The organism is Sinomonas sp. RB5, assembly GCF_054063535.1.
In genome coordinates this window covers 43,401-61,547 of record NZ_JBSSGJ010000013.1, presented here as the reverse complement: position 1 = coordinate 61,547, position 18,147 = coordinate 43,401, and the positions used below count along the sequence as shown (strand labels likewise).

16 protein-coding genes, 1 tRNA gene and 1 other RNA gene are annotated in these 18,147 nt (G+C 72.1%); 9 read left to right on the top strand and 9 right to left on the bottom strand.

Going from position 1 to position 18,147, the window contains the following annotated elements; translation table 11 throughout:
* Positions 1–32: 32 nt before the first annotated feature.
* The 4 genes from ACVWWH_RS14785 to ffs form a co-directional block, all read right to left on the bottom strand.
* A complete protein-coding gene (locus ACVWWH_RS14785; protein WP_457317078.1) occupies positions 33–1,058 on the bottom strand; it encodes an isopenicillin N synthase family dioxygenase in 1,026 nt (341 codons plus the stop codon).
* Positions 1,059–1,134: 76 nt separating this feature from the next.
* Positions 1,135–1,734, bottom strand: a complete 600-nt coding sequence (recR, locus tag ACVWWH_RS14780) for a recombination mediator RecR (RefSeq protein WP_066494943.1) — start codon at positions 1,732–1,734, stop codon at positions 1,135–1,137.
* Between the two features lie 9 nt (positions 1,735–1,743).
* Complete coding sequence (locus tag ACVWWH_RS14775) at positions 1,744–4,722, bottom strand: DNA polymerase III subunit gamma and tau (protein WP_457317077.1); 2,979 nt, start codon at positions 4,720–4,722, stop codon at positions 1,744–1,746.
* 53 nt (positions 4,723–4,775) lie between these two features.
* Positions 4,776–4,872, bottom strand: an RNA gene (gene ffs, locus ACVWWH_RS14770) — signal recognition particle sRNA small type.
* A gap of 147 nt (positions 4,873–5,019) precedes the next feature.
* Between ffs and ACVWWH_RS14765 the strand changes: the two genes are divergently transcribed.
* The 3 genes from ACVWWH_RS14765 to ACVWWH_RS14755 all read left to right on the top strand — a co-directional run bounded on the left by ACVWWH_RS14765 (position 5,020) and on the right by ACVWWH_RS14755 (position 6,023).
* Entirely contained in the window at positions 5,020–5,469 is a 450-nt protein-coding gene (locus ACVWWH_RS14765; RefSeq protein WP_457317076.1) for a hypothetical protein, read from the top strand.
* A 135-nt stretch (positions 5,470–5,604) separates the two neighbouring features.
* Positions 5,605–5,805 carry a hypothetical protein gene (locus ACVWWH_RS14760; RefSeq protein ID WP_457317075.1) on the top strand — a complete coding sequence of 67 codons (201 nt, stop codon included), beginning with the start codon at positions 5,605–5,607 and terminating at the stop codon, positions 5,803–5,805.
* Between the two features lie 133 nt (positions 5,806–5,938).
* Positions 5,939–6,023: transfer RNA gene (locus ACVWWH_RS14755), tRNA-Ser, on the top strand.
* Between the two features lie 79 nt (positions 6,024–6,102).
* Here the strand turns inward: ACVWWH_RS14755 and ACVWWH_RS14750 are convergent.
* The 5 genes from ACVWWH_RS14750 to ACVWWH_RS14730 are packed head-to-tail and all read right to left on the bottom strand — an operon-like array spanning position 6,103 to position 11,066.
* Positions 6,103–6,717 carry a TetR/AcrR family transcriptional regulator gene (locus ACVWWH_RS14750; RefSeq protein WP_457317074.1) on the bottom strand — a complete coding sequence of 205 codons (615 nt, stop codon included), beginning with the start codon at positions 6,715–6,717 and terminating at the stop codon, positions 6,103–6,105.
* A 47-nt stretch (positions 6,718–6,764) separates the two neighbouring features.
* Positions 6,765–7,931 carry an NAD(P)/FAD-dependent oxidoreductase gene (locus ACVWWH_RS14745; protein ID WP_457317073.1) on the bottom strand — a complete coding sequence of 389 codons (1,167 nt, stop codon included), beginning with the start codon at positions 7,929–7,931 and terminating at the stop codon, positions 6,765–6,767.
* Positions 7,928–8,125, bottom strand: a complete 198-nt coding sequence (locus ACVWWH_RS14740) for a ferredoxin (RefSeq protein ID WP_457317072.1) — start codon at positions 8,123–8,125, stop codon at positions 7,928–7,930. The genes ACVWWH_RS14745 and ACVWWH_RS14740 overlap by 4 nt, the downstream gene beginning before the upstream one ends.
* Positions 8,122–9,294, bottom strand: coding sequence for a cytochrome P450 (locus tag ACVWWH_RS14735; protein ID WP_457317071.1), 1,173 nt, complete (start codon positions 9,292–9,294; stop codon positions 8,122–8,124). The genes ACVWWH_RS14740 and ACVWWH_RS14735 overlap by 4 nt, the downstream gene beginning before the upstream one ends.
* A gap of 38 nt (positions 9,295–9,332) precedes the next feature.
* Positions 9,333–11,066, bottom strand: coding sequence for an MFS transporter (locus ACVWWH_RS14730; RefSeq protein WP_457317070.1), 1,734 nt, complete (start codon positions 11,064–11,066; stop codon positions 9,333–9,335).
* Between the two features lie 174 nt (positions 11,067–11,240).
* Here ACVWWH_RS14730 and ACVWWH_RS14725 point away from each other — a divergent pair, with 174 nt between their 5' ends.
* Genes ACVWWH_RS14725 through ACVWWH_RS14700 form a run of 6 tightly spaced genes read left to right on the top strand, consistent with a single transcriptional unit; the run spans position 11,241 to position 18,010 of the window.
* Positions 11,241–12,275 carry a phosphotriesterase family protein gene (locus ACVWWH_RS14725; RefSeq protein ID WP_457317069.1) on the top strand — a complete coding sequence of 345 codons (1,035 nt, stop codon included), beginning with the start codon at positions 11,241–11,243 and terminating at the stop codon, positions 12,273–12,275.
* A 1-nt stretch (position 12,276) separates the two neighbouring features.
* Positions 12,277–13,230, top strand: coding sequence for a phosphotriesterase family protein (locus ACVWWH_RS14720; protein ID WP_457317068.1), 954 nt, complete (start codon positions 12,277–12,279; stop codon positions 13,228–13,230).
* Positions 13,231–13,253: 23 nt separating this feature from the next.
* On the top strand, positions 13,254–14,399 hold the full coding sequence (locus ACVWWH_RS14715) for an FAD-dependent monooxygenase (RefSeq protein ID WP_457317067.1): 1,146 nt from the start codon (positions 13,254–13,256) through the stop codon (positions 14,397–14,399).
* Positions 14,400–14,405: 6 nt separating this feature from the next.
* Positions 14,406–15,365: an alpha/beta hydrolase gene (locus tag ACVWWH_RS14710; RefSeq protein ID WP_457317066.1), complete on the top strand. Its 960-nt coding sequence runs from the start codon at positions 14,406–14,408 to the stop codon at positions 15,363–15,365.
* Complete coding sequence (locus ACVWWH_RS14705) at positions 15,358–16,299, top strand: MBL fold metallo-hydrolase (protein WP_457317065.1); 942 nt, start codon at positions 15,358–15,360, stop codon at positions 16,297–16,299. The genes ACVWWH_RS14710 and ACVWWH_RS14705 overlap by 8 nt, the downstream gene beginning before the upstream one ends.
* On the top strand, positions 16,292–18,010 hold the full coding sequence (locus tag ACVWWH_RS14700) for a CocE/NonD family hydrolase (RefSeq protein WP_457317064.1): 1,719 nt from the start codon (positions 16,292–16,294) through the stop codon (positions 18,008–18,010). Before ACVWWH_RS14705 ends, ACVWWH_RS14700 begins: the two co-directional genes overlap by 8 nt.
* Positions 18,011–18,147: the final 137 nt, after the last annotated feature.

Below are 18,147 nucleotides of genomic sequence, written 5' to 3'. Positions count from 1 at the left end.
GTGCCCTGTGGGCACCTGCGCGTGTGTGCCGTTCAGCCGACGAGGTCGGGGTAGTGGAGCCGCGCCGTCTGCGGATGGGCGCGCAGCCACCCCTTGAGGACGTTCTCACCGTAGGAGGAGAGCATCGGGTTGTCGGGATCGTCGGAGACGCCGCGGGCCTGCGCGGCGAGGTCGGCGGGGAGCTCGACCTTGTCGATGACGGCGTCCAGGCGCGGGGACCAGAAGAACGGCACGGAGTAGCGGTCCACGCCCGCGGCCGGGGCGATGACGCGGTGGATCGTGGCCATGAGGTAGCCGTCGGTGGCGACCTCGAGCATCTCGCCCAGGTTCACGACGAGGGCGCCCGGCGTCGGTGGGACGTCGATCCATTCCTCCTGCCCGTAGGGCTGGACCTCGAGGCCCCCGACCCCGTCCTGAAGCAGCAGGGTGACGAAGCCGTAGTCCGCGTGCAGGCCCACGCCCTGCTGGCCGGCCTCGGGCACCACCCCGGTCCCGACGTAGTGCACGAGCTTGCCCATCCACGCCGGCGTCCCGGCGAAGGGCTCGGCGAAGTGGTCCTCGGGCAGGCTGAGCGAGGCGGAGATGGCGGAGAGGAGCTCCGCCCCGACCGCGGACATGAGCTCTGCCCATTCCATCGCGGCCTTCTCGAGCGCGGGGAACCCTGCGGGCCACTGGTTCGGCCCCTGGAGGCGCAGGTAGGGCTGGTCGGCGGGGACCTGCTCGAGCGGCGCACGCTCGGGGCCGTAGTCGATCTGCTCGCGGGCGTCCGCGCGGCCCCGCGTCACTTCGGTGCCCAGGCGCGTGTACCCGCGGAACTGGGCGGAGGTGCGGTTGTCGAGGGCGAGGCGCTCGTCCAGCGGCAGGCGGAAGAACTCGGCAACGGTGTCGAGGAGCTCCTGGTCCTGTCCCGGGCGCCCCCCGTAGCCGACGATCTGGAAGAAGCCGACGCTGTGGGTCGCGTCGCGCAGCGCGTCGAGGAACTCGGGTCTGAAGCCGCCGTCCGCGCCCCTCGCGGTCGAGAGGTCGAGGACCGGGATGGACGTGCGTGCAGTGCTCATGGATCCAGCATGCGCCCGCCCTCGGCCGGCACTTAACAATCTGTCATAAAGTTCCGGTGCGCTACCATGCCCTCGCTCAGCCGATGGCGCTGCGCCGGCCCTCGAACGCCCGGCCCAGCGTGACCTCGTCCGCGTACTCGAGGTCGCCGCCCACGGGGAGCCCGGACGCGAGGCGTGTGACCTTGACCCCGATGGACTTGAGCATGCGCGCCAAGTAGGTCGAGGTGGCCTCGCCCTCGAGGTTCGGGTTCGTGGCCAGGATGATCTCGGTGACCTGCTCGTCGTTGAGCCGGGTGAGCAGCTCCCGGATGCGCAGCTGGTCGGGGCCGATTCCCGCGATCGGATTGATGGCGCCGCCGAGCACGTGGTACCGGCCGCGGTAGGCCCGGGTGCGCTCCACCGCGAGCACGTCCTTGGACTCCTCCACCACGCAGATCACGCTCGGGTCCCGGCGGGGGTCGCGGCAGATCGCACACGTGTCCTGCTCCGAGACGTTCCCGCAGATCTGGCAGAACTTCACGCGCTCCTTGACGCCCACGATCGCGGCGGCGAGCCGCTTCATGTCCTCGGCGTCGGCCTCCAGGATGTGGAAGGCGAGCCGCTGGGCCGACTTGGGGCCGATGCCGGGGAGCCTGCCGAGCTCGTCGATCAGGTCTTGGACTGCGCCTTCATACACCCCACTACGCTACCGCGGGGGAATGACAGTGCCGTCCAGGCCCCGCTCCTCGATGAGCTTCCCGCCGAGGATCCGCTCGACCGCGGCCCGGCCGAACAGGGTGGACTGCTCGATCGTCTCGTCATCGGCGCTCGCGACGTCCTCGACGTACTCCCGCGGTGCCTGCTGCGGCTGCGCGGGCACCTGTTCCGCGGCGGCCTTGCGGCTGAGCCGCTCGTACATGCTCAGCTTCCGGCCCGGCTCCTGGCCGGACGGGCCGCGCTGCGGCGGCTGGGCTGCGGCGGGCTCGTACGTGCTCCGGGCGGCGACCGCCGTGGCGGCCGGGGCCTGCTGGGGGCCGCCCGCCGGGCCGGGTGCCGCGGCCTCACCCGGTACGGACGACGACGTCGGCCCGGCTGCCGCCGCACCGTCACCGGAGCGGGTGTTCGGTTCGCTGCCGATGGTCCACACGCCGGGGGTGCTCTCGCGGGCGTAGGCCCACGGATCCTTGGGGGCCTCGGCAGGAGCCGCGGGCTGCGGCCGCCGCGGTCCCTGGCCGGGCGCCGTCGCACCGGGCGCCGTGCCGCCGGGCGCGGCGGCTGCCTGGGGCCGGGGCGCGGGCGCCGGGGGCTGGGCGGCCCGTCGGGGTGCTGGACGGCCCTCGTCCTCGGGGTACGGCTCGTCCCAGTCCCCGGGCGGCTCCTCATCCGAGAAGGGGATGTCGTCGTAGGGAGTGGGCGTCGCGGCGGCGGCCCGCGGGCCGGGCACCGTCGGGCGGCGCCCTGCAGGCTCTTCCGGTGCGGGCTGTTCCGGCACGGGCTCCTTCGGCGCGGCATCCCTCAACGGGCTCTGCGCCTGCGGCGCCCTCGCTTGCGGGGCGCCCACCTGCGGGGCGGCGGAGTTGCGGGGGGCCGGAGGGGCCGCCGCCGCTGCCGGCGGAGCCGGGGAGGGTGCCGGCTGCACGGGCGCGGCCGGCTGCGGCCCCGGGGCAAGGCCCCAGGCGATGTCGGCGGCGGAGGGTGCGCTGCCGGCCGGTGCGGCCGGCGGCTCGGCGGACGCAGGGGAAGGCGCCGCGGCGGAGGGGCCGCTGGGAGCAGCCGGATCCCTGCGCGGGGCGGTTTCGGGCGCAGGGGTGCCCTGCTGCGGCTCAGCCGGCGCTTTTGGGCGCTGCCCGCCCCCTGCCGTGGCCGGGGTGCCCGGGCCGTTGCCGCCCGTGACCGCATCGATCTGGCAGTCGACGCCCAGCACGGTCTTGATCGCCGTGTGCAGGTTGGCGGAGTGGTCGCCGCGGGTGAAGGCGGACGCCAGGCCCGAGGTCCCGAAGGCGAGCGCGAGCGTGCGGCCGTCGAATCCGGCGACCGACGCGTTCGGCCCCACGAGCGCCCACGTGCTCCGCTTGACCTTGGCGAGGGCGTCGAGGATGTCGGGCCAGGCCCGGCGGAACATCTCGACGCTGCCCGCGCCGCCGTGCTGCGCCTCGGGAGTCTGGCGGGACTCCGGCTCGGCTTCGCTGTGCGCCGCCGCCGGGGGCTCGCTGCGCGGGGCCGCCGGCTCGGGAGCAGCCGCTGGTTCGGCATCGCTCCGCTCGGCCACCGGCTCCGGGGCTGGGACGGGTTTCGGCTCCGCTTCCCTGGACGGGGCCACCGGCGCCGGGGTGGGCGCGGCGGGTTTCGGCTCCGCTTCCGTGGGCGGGGCGACCGGCTCTGGGGCGGTGGCGGGCTCCGGGGCGGTGACGGGCTTCGGCTCCGCGCCGCGGCGCGGAGCCAGCGCACGCTCGACCACCGGGGGTTCGTGGCGCTCTGCCGCCGGGACAGCGGCGGCCGGCCGGTCGCCGTCGTGCGCGAAGGAGAGGCGCCGCTCGAGGCGGTCCACGCGTGCGGCCCAGCCCCTCTCGGTGGCATCGGCCGCGGGGAGCATGAGGCGCGCGCACAGGAGCTCGAGGTGGAGGCGGGGTGAGGTCGCCCCGGTCATCTCGTTGAAGGCGCCGTTGGTGACGTCGGCGGCGCGCGAGAGCTCCGCCGCGCCGAGGTTCTGCGCCTGGACGCGCATGCGCGCGAGCTGGTCTGCGGGGATGCCGCGCAGGATCGACTCGGCCGCGTCCGGCAGCGCCTGGACGATGATGAGGTCGCGGAACCTCTCGAGCAGGTCTTCGACGAAGCGCCGCGGATCGTGGCCGGTCTGGATCACCCGGTCGACGGCGCGGAACACGGTCCCCGAGTCCCCGGCGGCCATGGCGTCGACGACATCGTCGAGCAGGGCCGCGTGCGTGTAGCCGAGCAGCGCGACGGCGAGCTCGTAGTCGATCCCGTCGGTCCCGGCGCCCGCCATGAGCTGGTCCAGCACGGACAGGGAGTCGCGCACGGAGCCGCCGCCGGCGCGGACCACGAGGGAGAGTACCCCCGGCGCCACCGGAACGTGCTCCGCCGTGCACAGCTGCTCGAGGTAGGCCATGAGGGGCTCGGGCGGCACGAGCCGGAACGGGTAGTGGTGCGTGCGCGAGCGGATGGTGCCGATGACCTTGTCCGGCTCCGTCGTGGCGAAGATGAACTTGATGTGCTCCGGCGGCTCCTCGACGATCTTCAGGAGCGCGTTGAAGCCGGCTGAGGTCACCATGTGGGCCTCGTCGATGATGAAGATCTTGTAGCGGTCGCGGACCGGGGCGAACGTGGCGCGCTCGCGGAGGTCGCGGGCATCGTCGACGCCGCCGTGGCTGGCCGCGTCGATCTCGATGACGTCCAGCGAGCCGGCGCCGCCGCGGGCGAGCTCGACGCAGCTGGGGCACACGCCGCAGGGCTCGGGGGTGGGGCCCTGCTCGCAGTTGAGGCAGCGCGCCAGGATGCGCGCCGAGGTGGTCTTGCCGCAGCCGCGCGGCCCGGAGAACAGGTAGGCGTGGTTGACGCGGTTCTTCCGCAGCGCCGTCATGAGCGGCTCGGTGACGTGCTCCTGCCCGATCACGTCCTGGAACGTGTCCGGCCGATACCGGCGGTAGAGGGCGGCTGGAGCATTCACGTCAGAAACCCTACCAATCGGGGCCGGTGCCCGGCCCGGTTATCCACAGGTACGGAAAAGGCCCCTCATGCACCCGCCAGAGCCCACTTACCCTTGCTACCTTCCGGTCCTGGGGGAGTTCAGCAGGATGACGCCACATGAGGGGCTGGAATCCATCGTAGCCCAGTTCCGGGCGAGTCCCGAATCGGGTCCCGCGGGGTGTGCGGGCGCGACACGCAGGGCGCTGCCCACGCGCGTGATATGCAGTGATCGGGCCCCGCACCCGGGGTTCCTCAAGAGCATGGACAGGGGGAAGCCGTGGGGAATACCGCATCTGTGGGGGCCATGCGGGCGGGGGCCCGCAGGCTCGGTGTCGGGACGATGGGGGCCATCGCGGCGCTCGCGCTGGCCGGGTGCGGGGCCGGCCAGGCTCCGCCGCCTGCCGGGACCAGCTCGGCGGCGTCCGCATCTGCCGGCGGCTCCGCATCGGCCTCGGCTCCGGCGTCGGCCACCGGCCTCGCGACCGCATCGGCCGCTCCGAGCAGCGCCGCGCCGGCGTCTGCCGCGCCGTCTGCCGCGCCCCCGGCGGCCCCGGCGCTGAAGAAGTTCACGTTCCCCGACGGGCACCTCTCCTTCGAGTACCCGGCCGGCTGGTCGGTGAGCGTGGCCCAGGGGCCCGTGCTCCCCGACGGGGGCCTGGACTCGAAGATCGCCACCGTCCGCGACGCGACAGGCAACGAGCTCGCGACCGTCCACTCGGGCATGTAGGCGGGCGGGGCGGCCGGGCCGGTCAGCAGCAGGACGATCATCGAGCAGGCCAGGGTACCCCTTCCCGACCAGCGGGGACAGGCCGTCTATGCCTTCTACGCGGACACCACCCCGGATGGCCGCACGTGGTACAGCATGGGCATCGAATCGGGGCCGCTGAGCGCCTCGGACAAGTCCACGACGGGCGGAGCGGTGGAGCTGCCGAACGGGTTCCTGCTGGCCCACGTGGTGTTCGCCGACGCGCCATTCGGCAGCGTCGCGGCGGCGAAGGCGTGGTACGCCTCTGCCGAGGGGGAGCAGCTGCGGGCGCTCTTCCTGAGCCTCGCCTACGCCTGATCGCGGCGCGCACGACGGCGGGCGGCGGCTCCCGCGGGGACGCGGCACCGGCGTCGTGCGCCGGCCTCGGGACCCCGATTCGGCGGAGGGGCCGCCGTCGGGTATTCTGGAGCCTGCTCTTGGGAGCACACCTGGAGGATTCGCCTAGCGGCCTATGGCGCACGCCTGGAACGCGTGTTGGGTTAACGCCCTCGGGGGTTCAAATCCCCCATCCTCCGCGCTGCGATGTCCTGGAACATCGAGAACGCCCCCGGTCCTCGGACCGGGGGCGTTCTGCGTCGGGGGAGCGGGCCCGGGTCAGCCCTCGTCGCAGAGCAGGTGGTACCAGCTGTCGGCGAGGACCTCGAGGGCGTGCTCCCGGTTCGGCTCGTACTTGCGGCGGGTCCACAGGGTCGCCACGTAGTCGAGCTGCGTGAACGCGAGCGTGCCGCGGATATGGCGGGTCGCCTCCTGGAAGCGGCCGGCCAGCTCCATGCCCCGCACCAGGTCCGAGATGACCTCCTCGTGCCAGGAGTCGACCATGGCGCGCACCTCGGGATCGACGGCCGCGGCCTCGTCGAGCACGTCGAGGTAGGGACGGAAGACGGGCCACAGCGCCGCCCGCGACTCGAGCCACGCGAGGATCCCCGCGAGTTTCCCCTCCCTGACCACGTCGACGAGCTCGGCTGCTGTCGAGGTGCTGTTCGGCCCGTAGGCGCGGTCCAGCATGGTGTTGACCCGGGCCATGAAGTCCTTCATGAGGTCCGTGCGGGACGGGTAGTACGCGTAGAAGGTCACCCGCGTGGTGCCGGCAGCGGCCGCGATCTCGTCGATCGTCGTCGCGGCATACCCCTTCTCGATGAACAGCTCGAGGGCACGCTCCACAATCCGGTCGCGTGTGAGCTGCTTCTGGGCTTCCCGCAGTGACGGCATGGACCAATCCTAGGTGTGGTGCCCTGCTGGACGGATTCCCGGCGGCGTCAGGCGGTCGCCTGGGCGGCGAGGCGGCGCAGCTTCGGGACGGGGATCCGGTAGTTGAGTGCGGCGGCCGTGCCGGAGCCGTCGCTGTTCTGCCAGCGCAGCAGCATCGACTCCGGTGCCGCGCCCTGCTCGCGGTGGGCCGGGTCGCCGGCCACGGGCATGAACCCCACCGACTTCAGCGCCAGGCCGAAGCCCTCGGTCCAGAAGTACGGCTGGACCTCGAGCTCGGGCGCGGCGTCGCCTTCGAGCAGCCCGTGCGCGGCGGCCTTCGCCTGGTCGATGGCGCTCGTCCACAGCGGGATCCGCCCGAGGCCGCGCCGGGTGGGAAGGTGCGCGACGTCCCCGGCCGCGACGATCCCCGGCCGCACGCGCCCGCGGGAGTCGACCCGCAGCGCTCCCTCGACGAGGAGCCCCGAGCCCTTGAGCCATGCGGTGTTCGGCTCGTCCCCGACTGCCGTGACGACGAGCTCCGCCTCCAGCGCCGTGCCGTCAGCGAGGACGACCCGCGCGCCGCCGTCCGCCTCCACGAGGCTGGCCCTCCTGCCGGTGACGATCCGGAGTCCGCGCCGGCTGGCGGCGGCGGTGAACACCTCGGAGAGGAACGTGCCGAGCTGGCGCGAGAGCGGCGGCGCCTCGGCCACGAGCGTGACCTCGCAGCCGGCGTGCAGGCAGCCCGAGGCGACCTCCATGCCGAGCGCCCCTCCGCCCACGACGATCACGGACGGCCGCGACGCGACCCGGTCCCTGAGGGCGACCGCGTCCTCGATGGTCCGCAGCGTGAGCTCGTGCGGTGAAGCGCCGCCCCCATGGGCCAGGCGCCGCGCCCGGGACCCCGAGGCGATGACGAGGCCGTCGTACGGGAGGCGGTCCCCGCCGTCGAGCGCCACGGTACGGGCCTCGACGTCGAGCCCTGTCGCGGCAACCCCGAGCAGTGCCACGGCCTCGTGGGTGGGCTCGGGAAGGCGGTGCGCGTCCAGTGCCCGGTCCTCGTGCAGGAGGGCCTTCGAGAGCGCCGGCCGGCTGTACGGGTGATGCGCCTCGGCACCGACCACCGTCAGCTCCCCGTCAAACCCCGCCGAGCGGAGGGAGTCGCAGGCTGTGAGGCCGGCGATGCCGTTGCCGACGACGACGATGCGGCGCAGCCGCGGGGCGGCGGTCACCGTCATGCCGCCGACACCAGGCGGAGGGCCGCGACCGGGCACACCCGCACGGCTGAGCGCGCGGCCTCGAGGTCCGCGCCGTCGACGTCCGGGACGTCGATCACGAGTTCCCCGTCGTCGTCGAGGTGCATGAGCGCCGGGGCCGCTTCTTCGCAGAGGCCGTGGCCCTCGCAGCGGGGGCGGTCGAGGTCGATCCTCATGCGGCCACCACCTTCATGACCGGGAGTTCCTCGATGGCGCGCGTGATGTTGGTCGGCACCCGGACGGGCTCAGCGATCTCCATGGACTTCACCTGGCGGGCGAGCGCGGCGATGATCGCGTGGCCCTCGAGCCGGGCCAAGCCCTGGCCGGCGCAGCCGTGCGGGCCGTAGCCGAACGAGAGGTGGTCGGTCGGATTGCGCGTGACGTCGAAGTCGTCCGGGTCCTCATAGTGGCGCGGGTCGTGGTTTCCGGCGCCGAAGAGGATGCCGATCTGGGCGCCCTGGGGCACGGTGACGCCGTCGATGTCGACCGCGCGGGTCGTGGTGCGGCCCCAGATGTGCAGCGGCGGCCAGAAGCGCAGCACCTCCGCGAACGCGGCGGGGACAAGGTCCGGGTTCTGCCGGACGAGCTCGAGCTGCTCGGGGTGACGGCCGAACAGGGCCACGATGTTGCCGATCGCCGCGATCGTGCTGTCGACGCCGGCCCCGAGGTACTGGTGGATGATGTGGCCGGCGGAGCCCTCGGGGATGTCGCCCCGCGCCTCCGCATCGAAGATCCCGCGGCCGATTGAGCCGGGCGTGAGGTCCTCGGCCCTGACCGAGGAGCACCAGCCGTACAGCTCCCCGGCGATCGGGAAGTTCTCCTGCGTGCGCAGGTTCAGGGGACCGATGACCTGCATGGCCGCCTGGCCCCAGCGGAGCATGTTGTCCTTCACAGGACCGGTGAAGCCGATGAGGTCGGAGACGACCTCGAGGGGGAACTCCCGCGCGAGGGCGTCGATGGCCTCGAAGCTGCCGCTGTGGGCGAGCTCGGAGACGAGCTTGTCCGCCTTATCGTCGATCGTGACCTTGAGTCCGCGCAGGGCGCGTGGTGTGAGGTTCTCGGAGAGGGTGGCGCGGAGCTGCGTGTGCATGGGCGGGTCGGACGCGAGGGAGGTGCCCTGGAGCGCCTCGTTGACCATCGGGTTGAAGCCGAGCGAGGTCGACGAGTACGTCTCCGGATCGCCGAGGGCCTCGCGGATCACGTCGTAGCGCGTCAGGACGTAGATTCCGTTCTCGGGCAGGTACACGACGCCGGCCGTCTCGCGCAGCTCGGTGTAGGCGGGAAAGGGGTCGACGGTGACGGCGTCGTCCCAGATGTCGATGGGGGATTCGAGGGGAGTGGTCACGGTGATCGGCTCTCTGGATGGTTGGTGGTGGGGAAGGGTCAGTCGGCGGCGGCCTGGGCCGCCGCCTCGGCTGTGGCCTGAGTGGTCTCGGCGACCTCATCGGCCGACGGCGCGGAGCCGCGCCCGGAGATGAAGAGGGTGAGGAGGGCCGAGGCCGTGGCGGCGGCTGCGGCCACGAGGTAGACCATCTGGAAGCCGTGGCCGAGGGACACGCCGGCGGCGCCCTGGATCTGCTGCTGGGCGGCACCGAGGGCACCGACCATGCCCGTGACGGCCTGCTGCGGCGCTCCTGAGGCGAGGGCCTGCCCGGAGAACTGCGCGACCACGCCGTCCCAGCCCGAGAGGAAGCCGAGCGGCGGAACGTGGGACAGGCCCTCGACGGCGTTCGCGGGAAGCCCGGCTCCCCGCAGGATGCCGGCGAGCGGCCCCGCGAAGGCCGAGGCGCCGATGCTGAAGGCGATGGCCGAGCCGACCACGGGGCCGAAGGCGAACCCGAGGTCGCGGAGGAGGTTCGTCGTGGCCGAGGCCATGCCGATGTCCTTCGGCTGGACCGTGTTGATGGCGACGGCGGTGATGGCGCCGACGGTGAGGGCGAAGCCGATGCCGAGGAAGAGGAGCGGGAGGATGAAGGCTGTCCACTGGGTGCCGCCGAAGCGCTCCGGGATGCCGAGGGAGAACGTCGAGAGCCAGTAGCCGGAGACAGCCATGAACGCGAAGCCGGCGGTCAGGGCCCAGCGCGGTGCGACGTGGTGGATGAGCCACCCGACCACGGGGATCAGGGCGAAGGTCGGTCCCTGGATGAAGACGAAGAGCACGCCGACCTTCCAGGTCTCGGCGAGGGCGAGGCCGCCCACGGCGACGCTCGTGCTGAAGGCGATGGCGAGGAAGGCGAACATGCCGGTGACGGCGACGATGCCGGTGATCGAGTACGCGCTGTTCCTGAACAGCGCCAGGTGGATGAGCGGCTGGCGGGTGCGCGCTTCGATCACCACGAACAGGACCAGCAGGATCACGCCCGCGACGTAGCCCGCCACGACCTCGGCCGCGCCGAAGCCCGCGTCGACGGCCTGGACGGTCGCGAAGAGGACCGCGATGAGGCCGAGCGCGAGGGTGGCCTGGCCGGGCAGGTCGAGCCTGCGGCCCTCGGGCGCGGCCGAGTCGGTGGCGCGCAGCGCCATGAGGAGGACGACGACGGCCAGCGCCGCCGCGACGCAGTACGCGACGCGCCACCCACTGAGCACCGGCGCGGCGCCGGTCCCGCCGGGAACGGTGAAGAGCTGCGAGGTGAGGCCCGCCAGCACGGGGGAGATCACCGCGCCGAGCGAGAGGAACCCCGCCCAGGTGGCGATCGCGCGGGCCCGGGCGCGGTGGTCCGGGGTGATGGCGGCGATCATCGACAGCGAGATCGGGAAGAGGATGCCGGCACCGATGCCGCCGACGGCCTGGGCGACGATCATCATGCCGGTACTCGGCGCGAGCGCGGCGAGGACGGAGCCGGCGGCGGTGGCGGCAGCGCCCGCGTAGAGCAGCTTCTTGCGCCCGAACAGGTCGCCGAGGAGGCCCCAGCTGAGCTCGAACACGACGATGCCCATCATGAACATGCCCGCGATCCAGGTCAGGCCTGCGCCCGAGGTGTGGAAGTCGTTCGCGAACGTGCCGTTGAGGGCGCCGGGCAACGCGTTGGTGATCTGGGCGAGGGTGACCGCGCTGTAGGCGGCCACGAACGTGGCACGCGCCGAGCCTCTGTTCGGCGCCGTGCGGATCTGACTCATTGGAACTCCTTCGTCTCCAGGCCAGCGGCTGGCAGGGGTGCGCTGGATCACAGTCTCCGGTTATCTTTACAACGTGTCAAGACTTACAACGTCATGACCACCTCACATCCAAAGCATCGAGTACGTAAAGAAAGATTTCTTGACATCCTGTAAAGAAATCGCGATGCTGGGCCTATGACTCAGCCCACATCCCTCGCTCACCCCAGAGCTGCGACGGACCCGGCGTCCTGCGGGTCCGTCAACACCGTCCTCGGCCCGGTTCCGGCTGACCGGCTCGGGATCGTCGCCGTCCACGAGGCCCTGCTGTCCGTGGTCCCCGGGGCCGAGCACGCGTTCGACGTCACGCTCGACCGTGCGGAGATCTTCGAGGTCCTCGCCGGCAAGCTCGCGGGGTTCCGGCAGGCCGGGGGGACCTCGATCGTGGACAGCACCGGCATGTTCCACGGCCGGGACGTCCGGCTCCTCGAGGCGCTCTCGCGCAGCACGGGCGTGCACATCGTCGCCTCCACGGGCATGGGCCCGGAGGAGATGCTGGGAGGCTACTTCCTCACCCCGCAGACCAATCCGCCCACCCCGTGGCCCGCCGAGAAGTTCGCGGCCCTGTTCGCCCAAGAGGTCACCGAGGGCATGGCCGTGCCGCGCGTCGAGCGCAGGGGCCCTGCCGGCCTCGTCGCGACCGCCGCCACCCGGAGCGGAATGACGGCCACCGACGAGAGCCTCTTCCGGGGCGCGGCCCGCGCGGCCCTCGCCACGGGCGTCCCGGTCTCGGTCCGCTACGGACGTGACCCGCTCAAGGAGCTCGGCGTAGTCCTCGACGAGGGCCTGCCGGCCGGACGCGTCGTCGTCGGCGGCCTCGACCGCAAGGCCGCGGCCGAGACCGGTGCGCCGTTCGAGGTGGCCCGCCGGGGTGCCTTCGTGGGCCTCGACCGCGTGGGGCTGAACCACGACGGCGACAGCCTCACCGACGAGGAGCGTGCCTCGCTCGTGCTCGACCTCGCGGCCGAGGGCCACGCGGACCGGATCCTGCTCTCCTCCGATGCGATCGGCGTCGCCAAGGGCCACCCCGGCTCCGACGTGCCGTTCAGCCACATCCTGACCACCTTCATGCCCCTGCTCAGGGCGCGGGGCCTGGGCGAGGAGGACGCCGAGCGCATCCTCGTCGGCAACCCCCGCGAGCTCCTGGCCCTCTCGATTCCCAAGGCGGCGTGACATGTCCAAGGTCAACACGGTTCTGGGGACGATCCCCGCGGAAGAGCTCGGTCTCGTAGCGGTCCACGAGCACATCGGCTACGGCATGCCGGGGTCCGAGCTGGACAGCACCTGGTGGAAGACGCCGGAGCAGCGGTACGAGGAGACCGTGCCGAAGCTGCGGGCCTTCCACGAGTACGGCGGCGGCACCTTCGTCGACGCCACCGGCATCTGCAACGGCCGCGACGTCGACTACTACAGGTCCCTCTCGGCGAAGACGGGCGTGCACATCGTCGCCTGCACCGGGTTCGTCGGCGGCGACACGGCGCTGCCGCACTTCGCGAACGCGTCCGTGGACTACCTCATGCGCCAGTTCGTCCACGAGATCACGGTCGGCATCGGCAGCACCGGTGCCAAGGCCGGCGTCGTCAAGGTCGGCGTGAGCCGCGGCGGGCGGATGACGGACCTGGACAAGAAGATCTACCGCGCCGCGGCACGGGCCGCCGTCCAGACCGGGGTGCCGATCCTGACGCACCTCGCGATCGACGCGGAGCCCGCCATCGCCATCTTCCGCGAGGAGGGCCTGCCGCTGGACCGAGTCCTGTTCGGGCACGTCGACGACGGCGTCAACGCCGAGAAGACCCAGGACACCTGGATCGTCGAGCAGGGCGGCCGCCTCGGGTTCGACACGTTCGGCTATGAGACCGAGCTGCCCGACCCGCCCTTCTGGGCCCGCCCCCGGAGTCAGCGGCTCGAGCACTTCCTGCGCTTCGTCCAGGGCGGCCACGCCGGCCAGGTCCTCGCGTCCGCGGACGCCAACTGCAGCCCGCTGGGCTGGCCCGGAGTCAAGGGCCACACCGTGAACTACATCTTCGAGCAGCTCATCCCGGACCTGCGCGCGGCCGGCGTCGACGAGAGCACGATCACGCAGATCTTCGTCGAGAACCCCGCCAACTTCCTCACCATCAAGAACTGACGCTCCCGAAAGCGGGTATGACCATGAAAACCACCGACCTGAGAAACCTGAACATCGCCATCGTCGGCGCCGGGTATGCCGGGGCCGCCGCCGCCAAGGCCCTGAGCCTCCTCGGCGCCACGGTCAACGTCTACGAGCAGGCCGGCCAGACCCGCGAGGTCGGCGCCGGGATCGGGCTCCGCCCGAACACGATGGACCGCTTCCGCCAGTGGGGCATCCGCGATGCGATCGCCGCCGTGAGCTCTCCAAGCGACTACTTCGAGATCCTCACCGCCACCGGGGATCCGATCATGAAGGACTCGTGGCCCGAGATCGAGGTCTACGGCCCCACCCATCTCATCCACCGCGGCGACTTCATCGAGGCGCTCCTGGGCGTCCTGCCCGACGGCATGGTCCACCTCGGCCACAGGCTCGAGTCGATCGGGGACAGGGGCGCCACCTCGGTGCTCAGCTTCGCGAACGGCACGGTCGTCGAGGCGGACCTCGTCATCGGCGCCGACGGCATCCGCTCGGTGGTGCGCCAGCAGCTCTTCAGCGACAGGCCTCCGGTCTTCTCGGGCGAGCATGCCTACCGCGCCGTGATCCCCGCCGATGCCGCCCAGGGGCTCGCGGTCGACGACAACCTGCGGATGTACATCGGCCACGGCACCAAGGTCTACTTCCTGCCGCTGCGCCATCGCGGCCAGGTCTCGTTCGACATCACGGTCCTGAACCCGGACGGGACGTGGGCGCCGCAGGTCACGAAGGAGGACCTGCTGGCGACCGTGGAGGGCTTCGACCCGCGCATCGTGCAGATCACCCGGGACCTGGACATGGACACCGTGAACATCCGCGCCGTCTACGACATCGACCCCGTCGACGTCTGGCACTCGGACTCGGCGGTCCTCGTCGGAGACGCCGCCCACTCTATGCTCCACCACCAGGGCCAGGGCGCGAACTCGGCCATCCTGGACGCGGGCGCGCTCGCCGACGCCCTCGAGCAGGCCGATACGGTCAAGGAGGCCCTGGCCCTGTACCAGTCCGTCCGCAAGCCGGTCACGGACGAACTCCAGCGCATCTCGCGGCAGGGGTGGTCCGAGGGCGAGGTCAACGACGTGTTCCCCGGCCAGAAGCCCGCCTCGCAGCAGGCTGTGGCTGGGCGCTCCGTGCCCGAGCACGCTGAGGCCTGAGCGTCCATGCCGCTGCATCCCGAGATCGAGCGCGTCGTCGCGTCCCTCCCCGCCCCGCCGCCCGGCCCGATCGACCCTGCGGTGCTCCGCGCCGACGAGGAGTCCCGTGTCCCCGCCCCCGCTGACCGCCTTCCGCTCTTCGCGGTCGACGACGCGGTGGCCGTGACCGAGTCCGGCGACGTCCCCGTCCGCGTCTACACCCCTGCCGAGGCGGACTCCTACGGGCTGCTCGTCTACTTCCACGGGGGCGCGTTCTTCCTCGGCAGCCTCGACACCCACGACCACGTGGCGCGGGCGCTGGCGGCCGAGACCGGGTTCAAGGTCCTCTCCGTGGGCTACCGGCGCGCCCCCGAGCACCGCTTCCCCGCCGGGCTCGAGGACTGCTACGCCGCGGTCCGCTGGGCTGCCGGCCACGGCGGCGAGCTCGCGTGGGACGGCGAGCGGCTCGCCGTCGCGGGCGACAGCTCCGGCGGGACGTTCGCGGCCGCGGTGGCCGCGATGGCGCACGACGACGGGTTCGACAGGATCACCCACCAGGTCCTCTACTACCCGTCCCTGGACCTCGACTTCGACGAGGGCCGGTACGCCTCGCTGCGCGAGAACGCGACCGGCTACGGCCTCGAGACCGCAGGTCTGGCACCTTTCAACGCGTTCTACCTCGACAGCGGCGCCGATCCCGCGGACCCGCTCGTCTCCCCGATCAAGCGCGAGGACCTCACGGACCTTCCGCCGGCCCTCATCCTCACCGCCGAGTTCGACCCCCTGCGGGACGAGGGCGAGCTCTACGGCCAGCGACTCCGCGACGCCGGCGTGGACGCAACGGTGACCCGGTACGCGGGTGCCAACCACGGCTTCGTCGCCAACTTCGGCTGGCTCCCCGAGTACGCCGCGGCGTTCCGCGAGACGGCCGAGTTCCTGGCCGGTGCGGAGACCGGGGGCAACGATGACGGGAGCACCGATGAGTAGCGCCACCGTCCACCCGCTCGTCTCCCCGTGGGGCCGGTTCGGGCTCTACAGCTACTTCATCGACGCGCCCGAACCGGCCATCGTGGACACCGGCATCGCCTCCTCGCCCGCCGAGGGGATGGTGCCCGCCCTGGAGCGGCTGGGCCGCAGCATCGACGAGGTCCGCTGGATCTTCCTCACCCACGGGCACATCGACCATCTCGGCGGCGCGAAGGCCCTCTTCGACCTCACCGGCGGGCGGGCCCGGGTGGTGATCCACGAGGCGGACGCGCACATGCTCCGCTCCCGCGGCGGCCATGTCGAGGAGTACGCGAGCGGCCGGCAGCGGTATCTCAGGAACCCGGACGGCGTGGAGCAGCAGCGCAGCACCGCGGAGGCCGCGATCTCCGGAGAGATGGAGCCGACCGTCCTCGTGCGCGGCGGAGAGGCCCTCCCGCTGGGCGGGGACGTCACCGTCTCGGTCCACGCCGTGCCCGGCCACACGCCCGGCTCGGTGGCCTACCGGCTCGACGGGCAGAACGCGGTGTTCGTGGGCGACGCGGTCCAGATCCACGGCGCGGCCAACCGCTTCCCGGGCTATGCGGATCCGGACGCCTACCGCGCGAGCCTGCTGTACCTCCGGGACGAGGTGCGCCCCGAGCGCCTCTACCTCGGGCACCCGTACCGCGGGGCGGACGGCGAGCCGTACGGCGTCGAGCTCGACGCCGCGCAGGGCCGCCGGGCGCTCGAGGAGAGCCTCGCGCTCGAGGCGCGCATCCGTGCCGCCGTCGAACGCTACGCGGACGACGGCGTGGTCGCGACTGACTCCGTCTACTCGCCCTTCGAGCGGGTCGCCGCAGAGCTGGGGTACGACGGCGACCCCACCCTCGAACCGTCCCCATTCTTCACGACGCTGCACGGCTATCTGACACAGGAGCATGCCACCCATGGCTGAGTACGAGACCATCGATGCGGGCGGGGCGACGATCGCCGTCCGCAAGCACCTGCGCGCCCCGATGCGGGACGGCGTCGAGCTCGCCCTCGACGTCTACCATGGCACGGACGGCGCGCCCCGCCCGGCGCTCGTGGCCCTGAGCCCGTACGGCAAGGAGCTCCAGGCCCTCGCCCTGACCATGCCGCCGCAGCGCCGGCCCAGCCCCATGTGGGACGGCTGCATCGAGGCCGGGGACATCGCCCGCGTCGTCGGCGAGGGCTACGCCCACGTGATCGGGGACCTGCGCGGCTCCGGCGATTCGGGCGGCGAGCACATCGGCAACTACAACGCCGGCGGCGTCCCGCTGGGCCAGGACGCCTACGACGTCATCGAGTGGGTCGCGGCCCAGCCGTGGTGCGACGGCAACGTGGGCATGATCGGCATCTCGTACTTCGGCTCGATGCAGATCCTCGCCGCGGCCGAGCGGCCCCCGCACCTGAAGGCCATCTTCGTCTCCGGCGGCCACTACGACTTCTACGAGACGACCTACCACGGCGGCATCATGTGGTTCATGCCCCGGGCCGCCCGCGAAGGCCGCGGCGGCGACTCGGGCTGGGCGTTCACCGACCGGGTGAAGTCCCGCATGCTTCAGACGCACACCCCCGAGGAGCTCGAGAAGCTCGTCGCCGAGCGGCTCGCGGACCCGGACGTGGCCGCGTGGCCGAACCTGGTCCACACGCTGCACTACCCGAAGAACCACGAGGCCTGGTTCGACATCGTCATGAACGAGCTCGACGGCGAGTGGTACGAGGAGCGCAACCCGGTCAACCTCGCCGCGGACATCGACATCCCGGTCTACCTGCAGCTCGACCAGGGCCGCGGCTGGACGCTGGACGGGACGATCGAGCTGTTCAACACGCTCAAGGGCCCGAAGAAGCTGGACATCGGCCCGTACCCGCCGATGCAGTCGCGCCCCTTCATCGAGGAGCACGAGAAGATGTTCCGCTGGTACGAGTACTGGATCAAGGGCATCGACAACGGCATCATGGAAGAGCCCGAGGTCTCGGTGTTCGTCGAGGGCTCCCGCGAGCGCGCCACCGGGGCCCAGTGGCCCCCGAAGGAGACCGAGTACCGCCCGCTCTACCTGCGCCCGCGCCGCAGGCTCTCGCCCGAGCCCGAGCCCCTGGGGCCGGCACACGCCGCCCCGGACGGGTTCTACCAGGCCCCGCTCACCGTCACCGACAAGGTCGAGATCCTCTCCTGGACCACGGAGCCCTTCGAGGAGCCCACCGAGATGATGGGCACCGGCGCCGCGCACCTGTTCGCCGAGATCGACCAGGACGACACCAACCTCATCCTGCGCCTGTGGGACACGGCGCCCAACGGCAAGCGCCAGCTCATCACGACCGGCTACCTCAAGGCCTCCCACCGCGAGCTGGACGGGCGCACCACCGAGGGCAATCCGTACCACCCGCACACCCGGGCCGTCCCCGTGGAACCCGGGAAGATCGAGGAGTACGTGGTCCGCCTGTACCCGTTCGCGAGCACGTTCCTGCCCGGTCACCGGCTCGCGGTGGAGCTTTCCAACGACGAGCCGCTCGTGGACGAGCACAACTCGCTCCTGCCCCCCGACGCCTTCCACCTGCCCGTGGGCCGCCCGGTCACCCACAAGGTCTACCGTGACGCCACCCACCCCTCGCGGCTGGTCCTGCCCTACACGACACGGGGCTAGCTCACAATTCCCAGCCGATCCACAGGCTCTCGGCCCTAGTCAGCCGCGGGCGGCGGTGCGGAAAATGTGAGGGTGCGTCGGGCTGCGGCGACGCACCGACTGATTGGGGAGTCTGATGGCCCGTGGCCTCTGTGCAT

Excerpts from the sequence above, each read along its gene's own strand:
- ACVWWH_RS14785 (WP_457317078.1), bottom strand. The coding sequence starts at position 1,058 with ATGAGCACTGCACGCACGTCCATCCCGGTCCTCGACCTCTCGACCGCG.
- ACVWWH_RS14760 (WP_457317075.1), top strand. The coding sequence starts at position 5,605 with ATGGGCATCGAATCGGGGCCGCTGAGCGCCTCGGACAAGTCCACGACG.
- ACVWWH_RS14750 (WP_457317074.1), bottom strand. The coding sequence starts at position 6,717 with ATGCCGTCACTGCGGGAAGCCCAGAAGCAGCTCACACGCGACCGGATT.
- ACVWWH_RS14745 (WP_457317073.1), bottom strand. The coding sequence starts at position 7,931 with ATGACGGTGACCGCCGCCCCGCGGCTGCGCCGCATCGTCGTCGTCGGC.
- ACVWWH_RS14740 (WP_457317072.1), bottom strand. The coding sequence starts at position 8,125 with ATGAGGATCGACCTCGACCGCCCCCGCTGCGAGGGCCACGGCCTCTGC.
- ACVWWH_RS14730 (WP_457317070.1), bottom strand. The coding sequence starts at position 11,066 with ATGAGTCAGATCCGCACGGCGCCGAACAGAGGCTCGGCGCGTGCCACG.
- ACVWWH_RS14725 (WP_457317069.1), top strand. The coding sequence starts at position 11,241 with ATGACTCAGCCCACATCCCTCGCTCACCCCAGAGCTGCGACGGACCCG.
- ACVWWH_RS14720 (WP_457317068.1), top strand. The coding sequence starts at position 12,277 with ATGTCCAAGGTCAACACGGTTCTGGGGACGATCCCCGCGGAAGAGCTC.
- ACVWWH_RS14715 (WP_457317067.1), top strand. The coding sequence starts at position 13,254 with ATGAAAACCACCGACCTGAGAAACCTGAACATCGCCATCGTCGGCGCC.
- ACVWWH_RS14710 (WP_457317066.1), top strand. The coding sequence starts at position 14,406 with ATGCCGCTGCATCCCGAGATCGAGCGCGTCGTCGCGTCCCTCCCCGCC.
- ACVWWH_RS14705 (WP_457317065.1), top strand. The coding sequence starts at position 15,358 with ATGAGTAGCGCCACCGTCCACCCGCTCGTCTCCCCGTGGGGCCGGTTC.
- ACVWWH_RS14700 (WP_457317064.1), top strand. The coding sequence starts at position 16,292 with ATGGCTGAGTACGAGACCATCGATGCGGGCGGGGCGACGATCGCCGTC.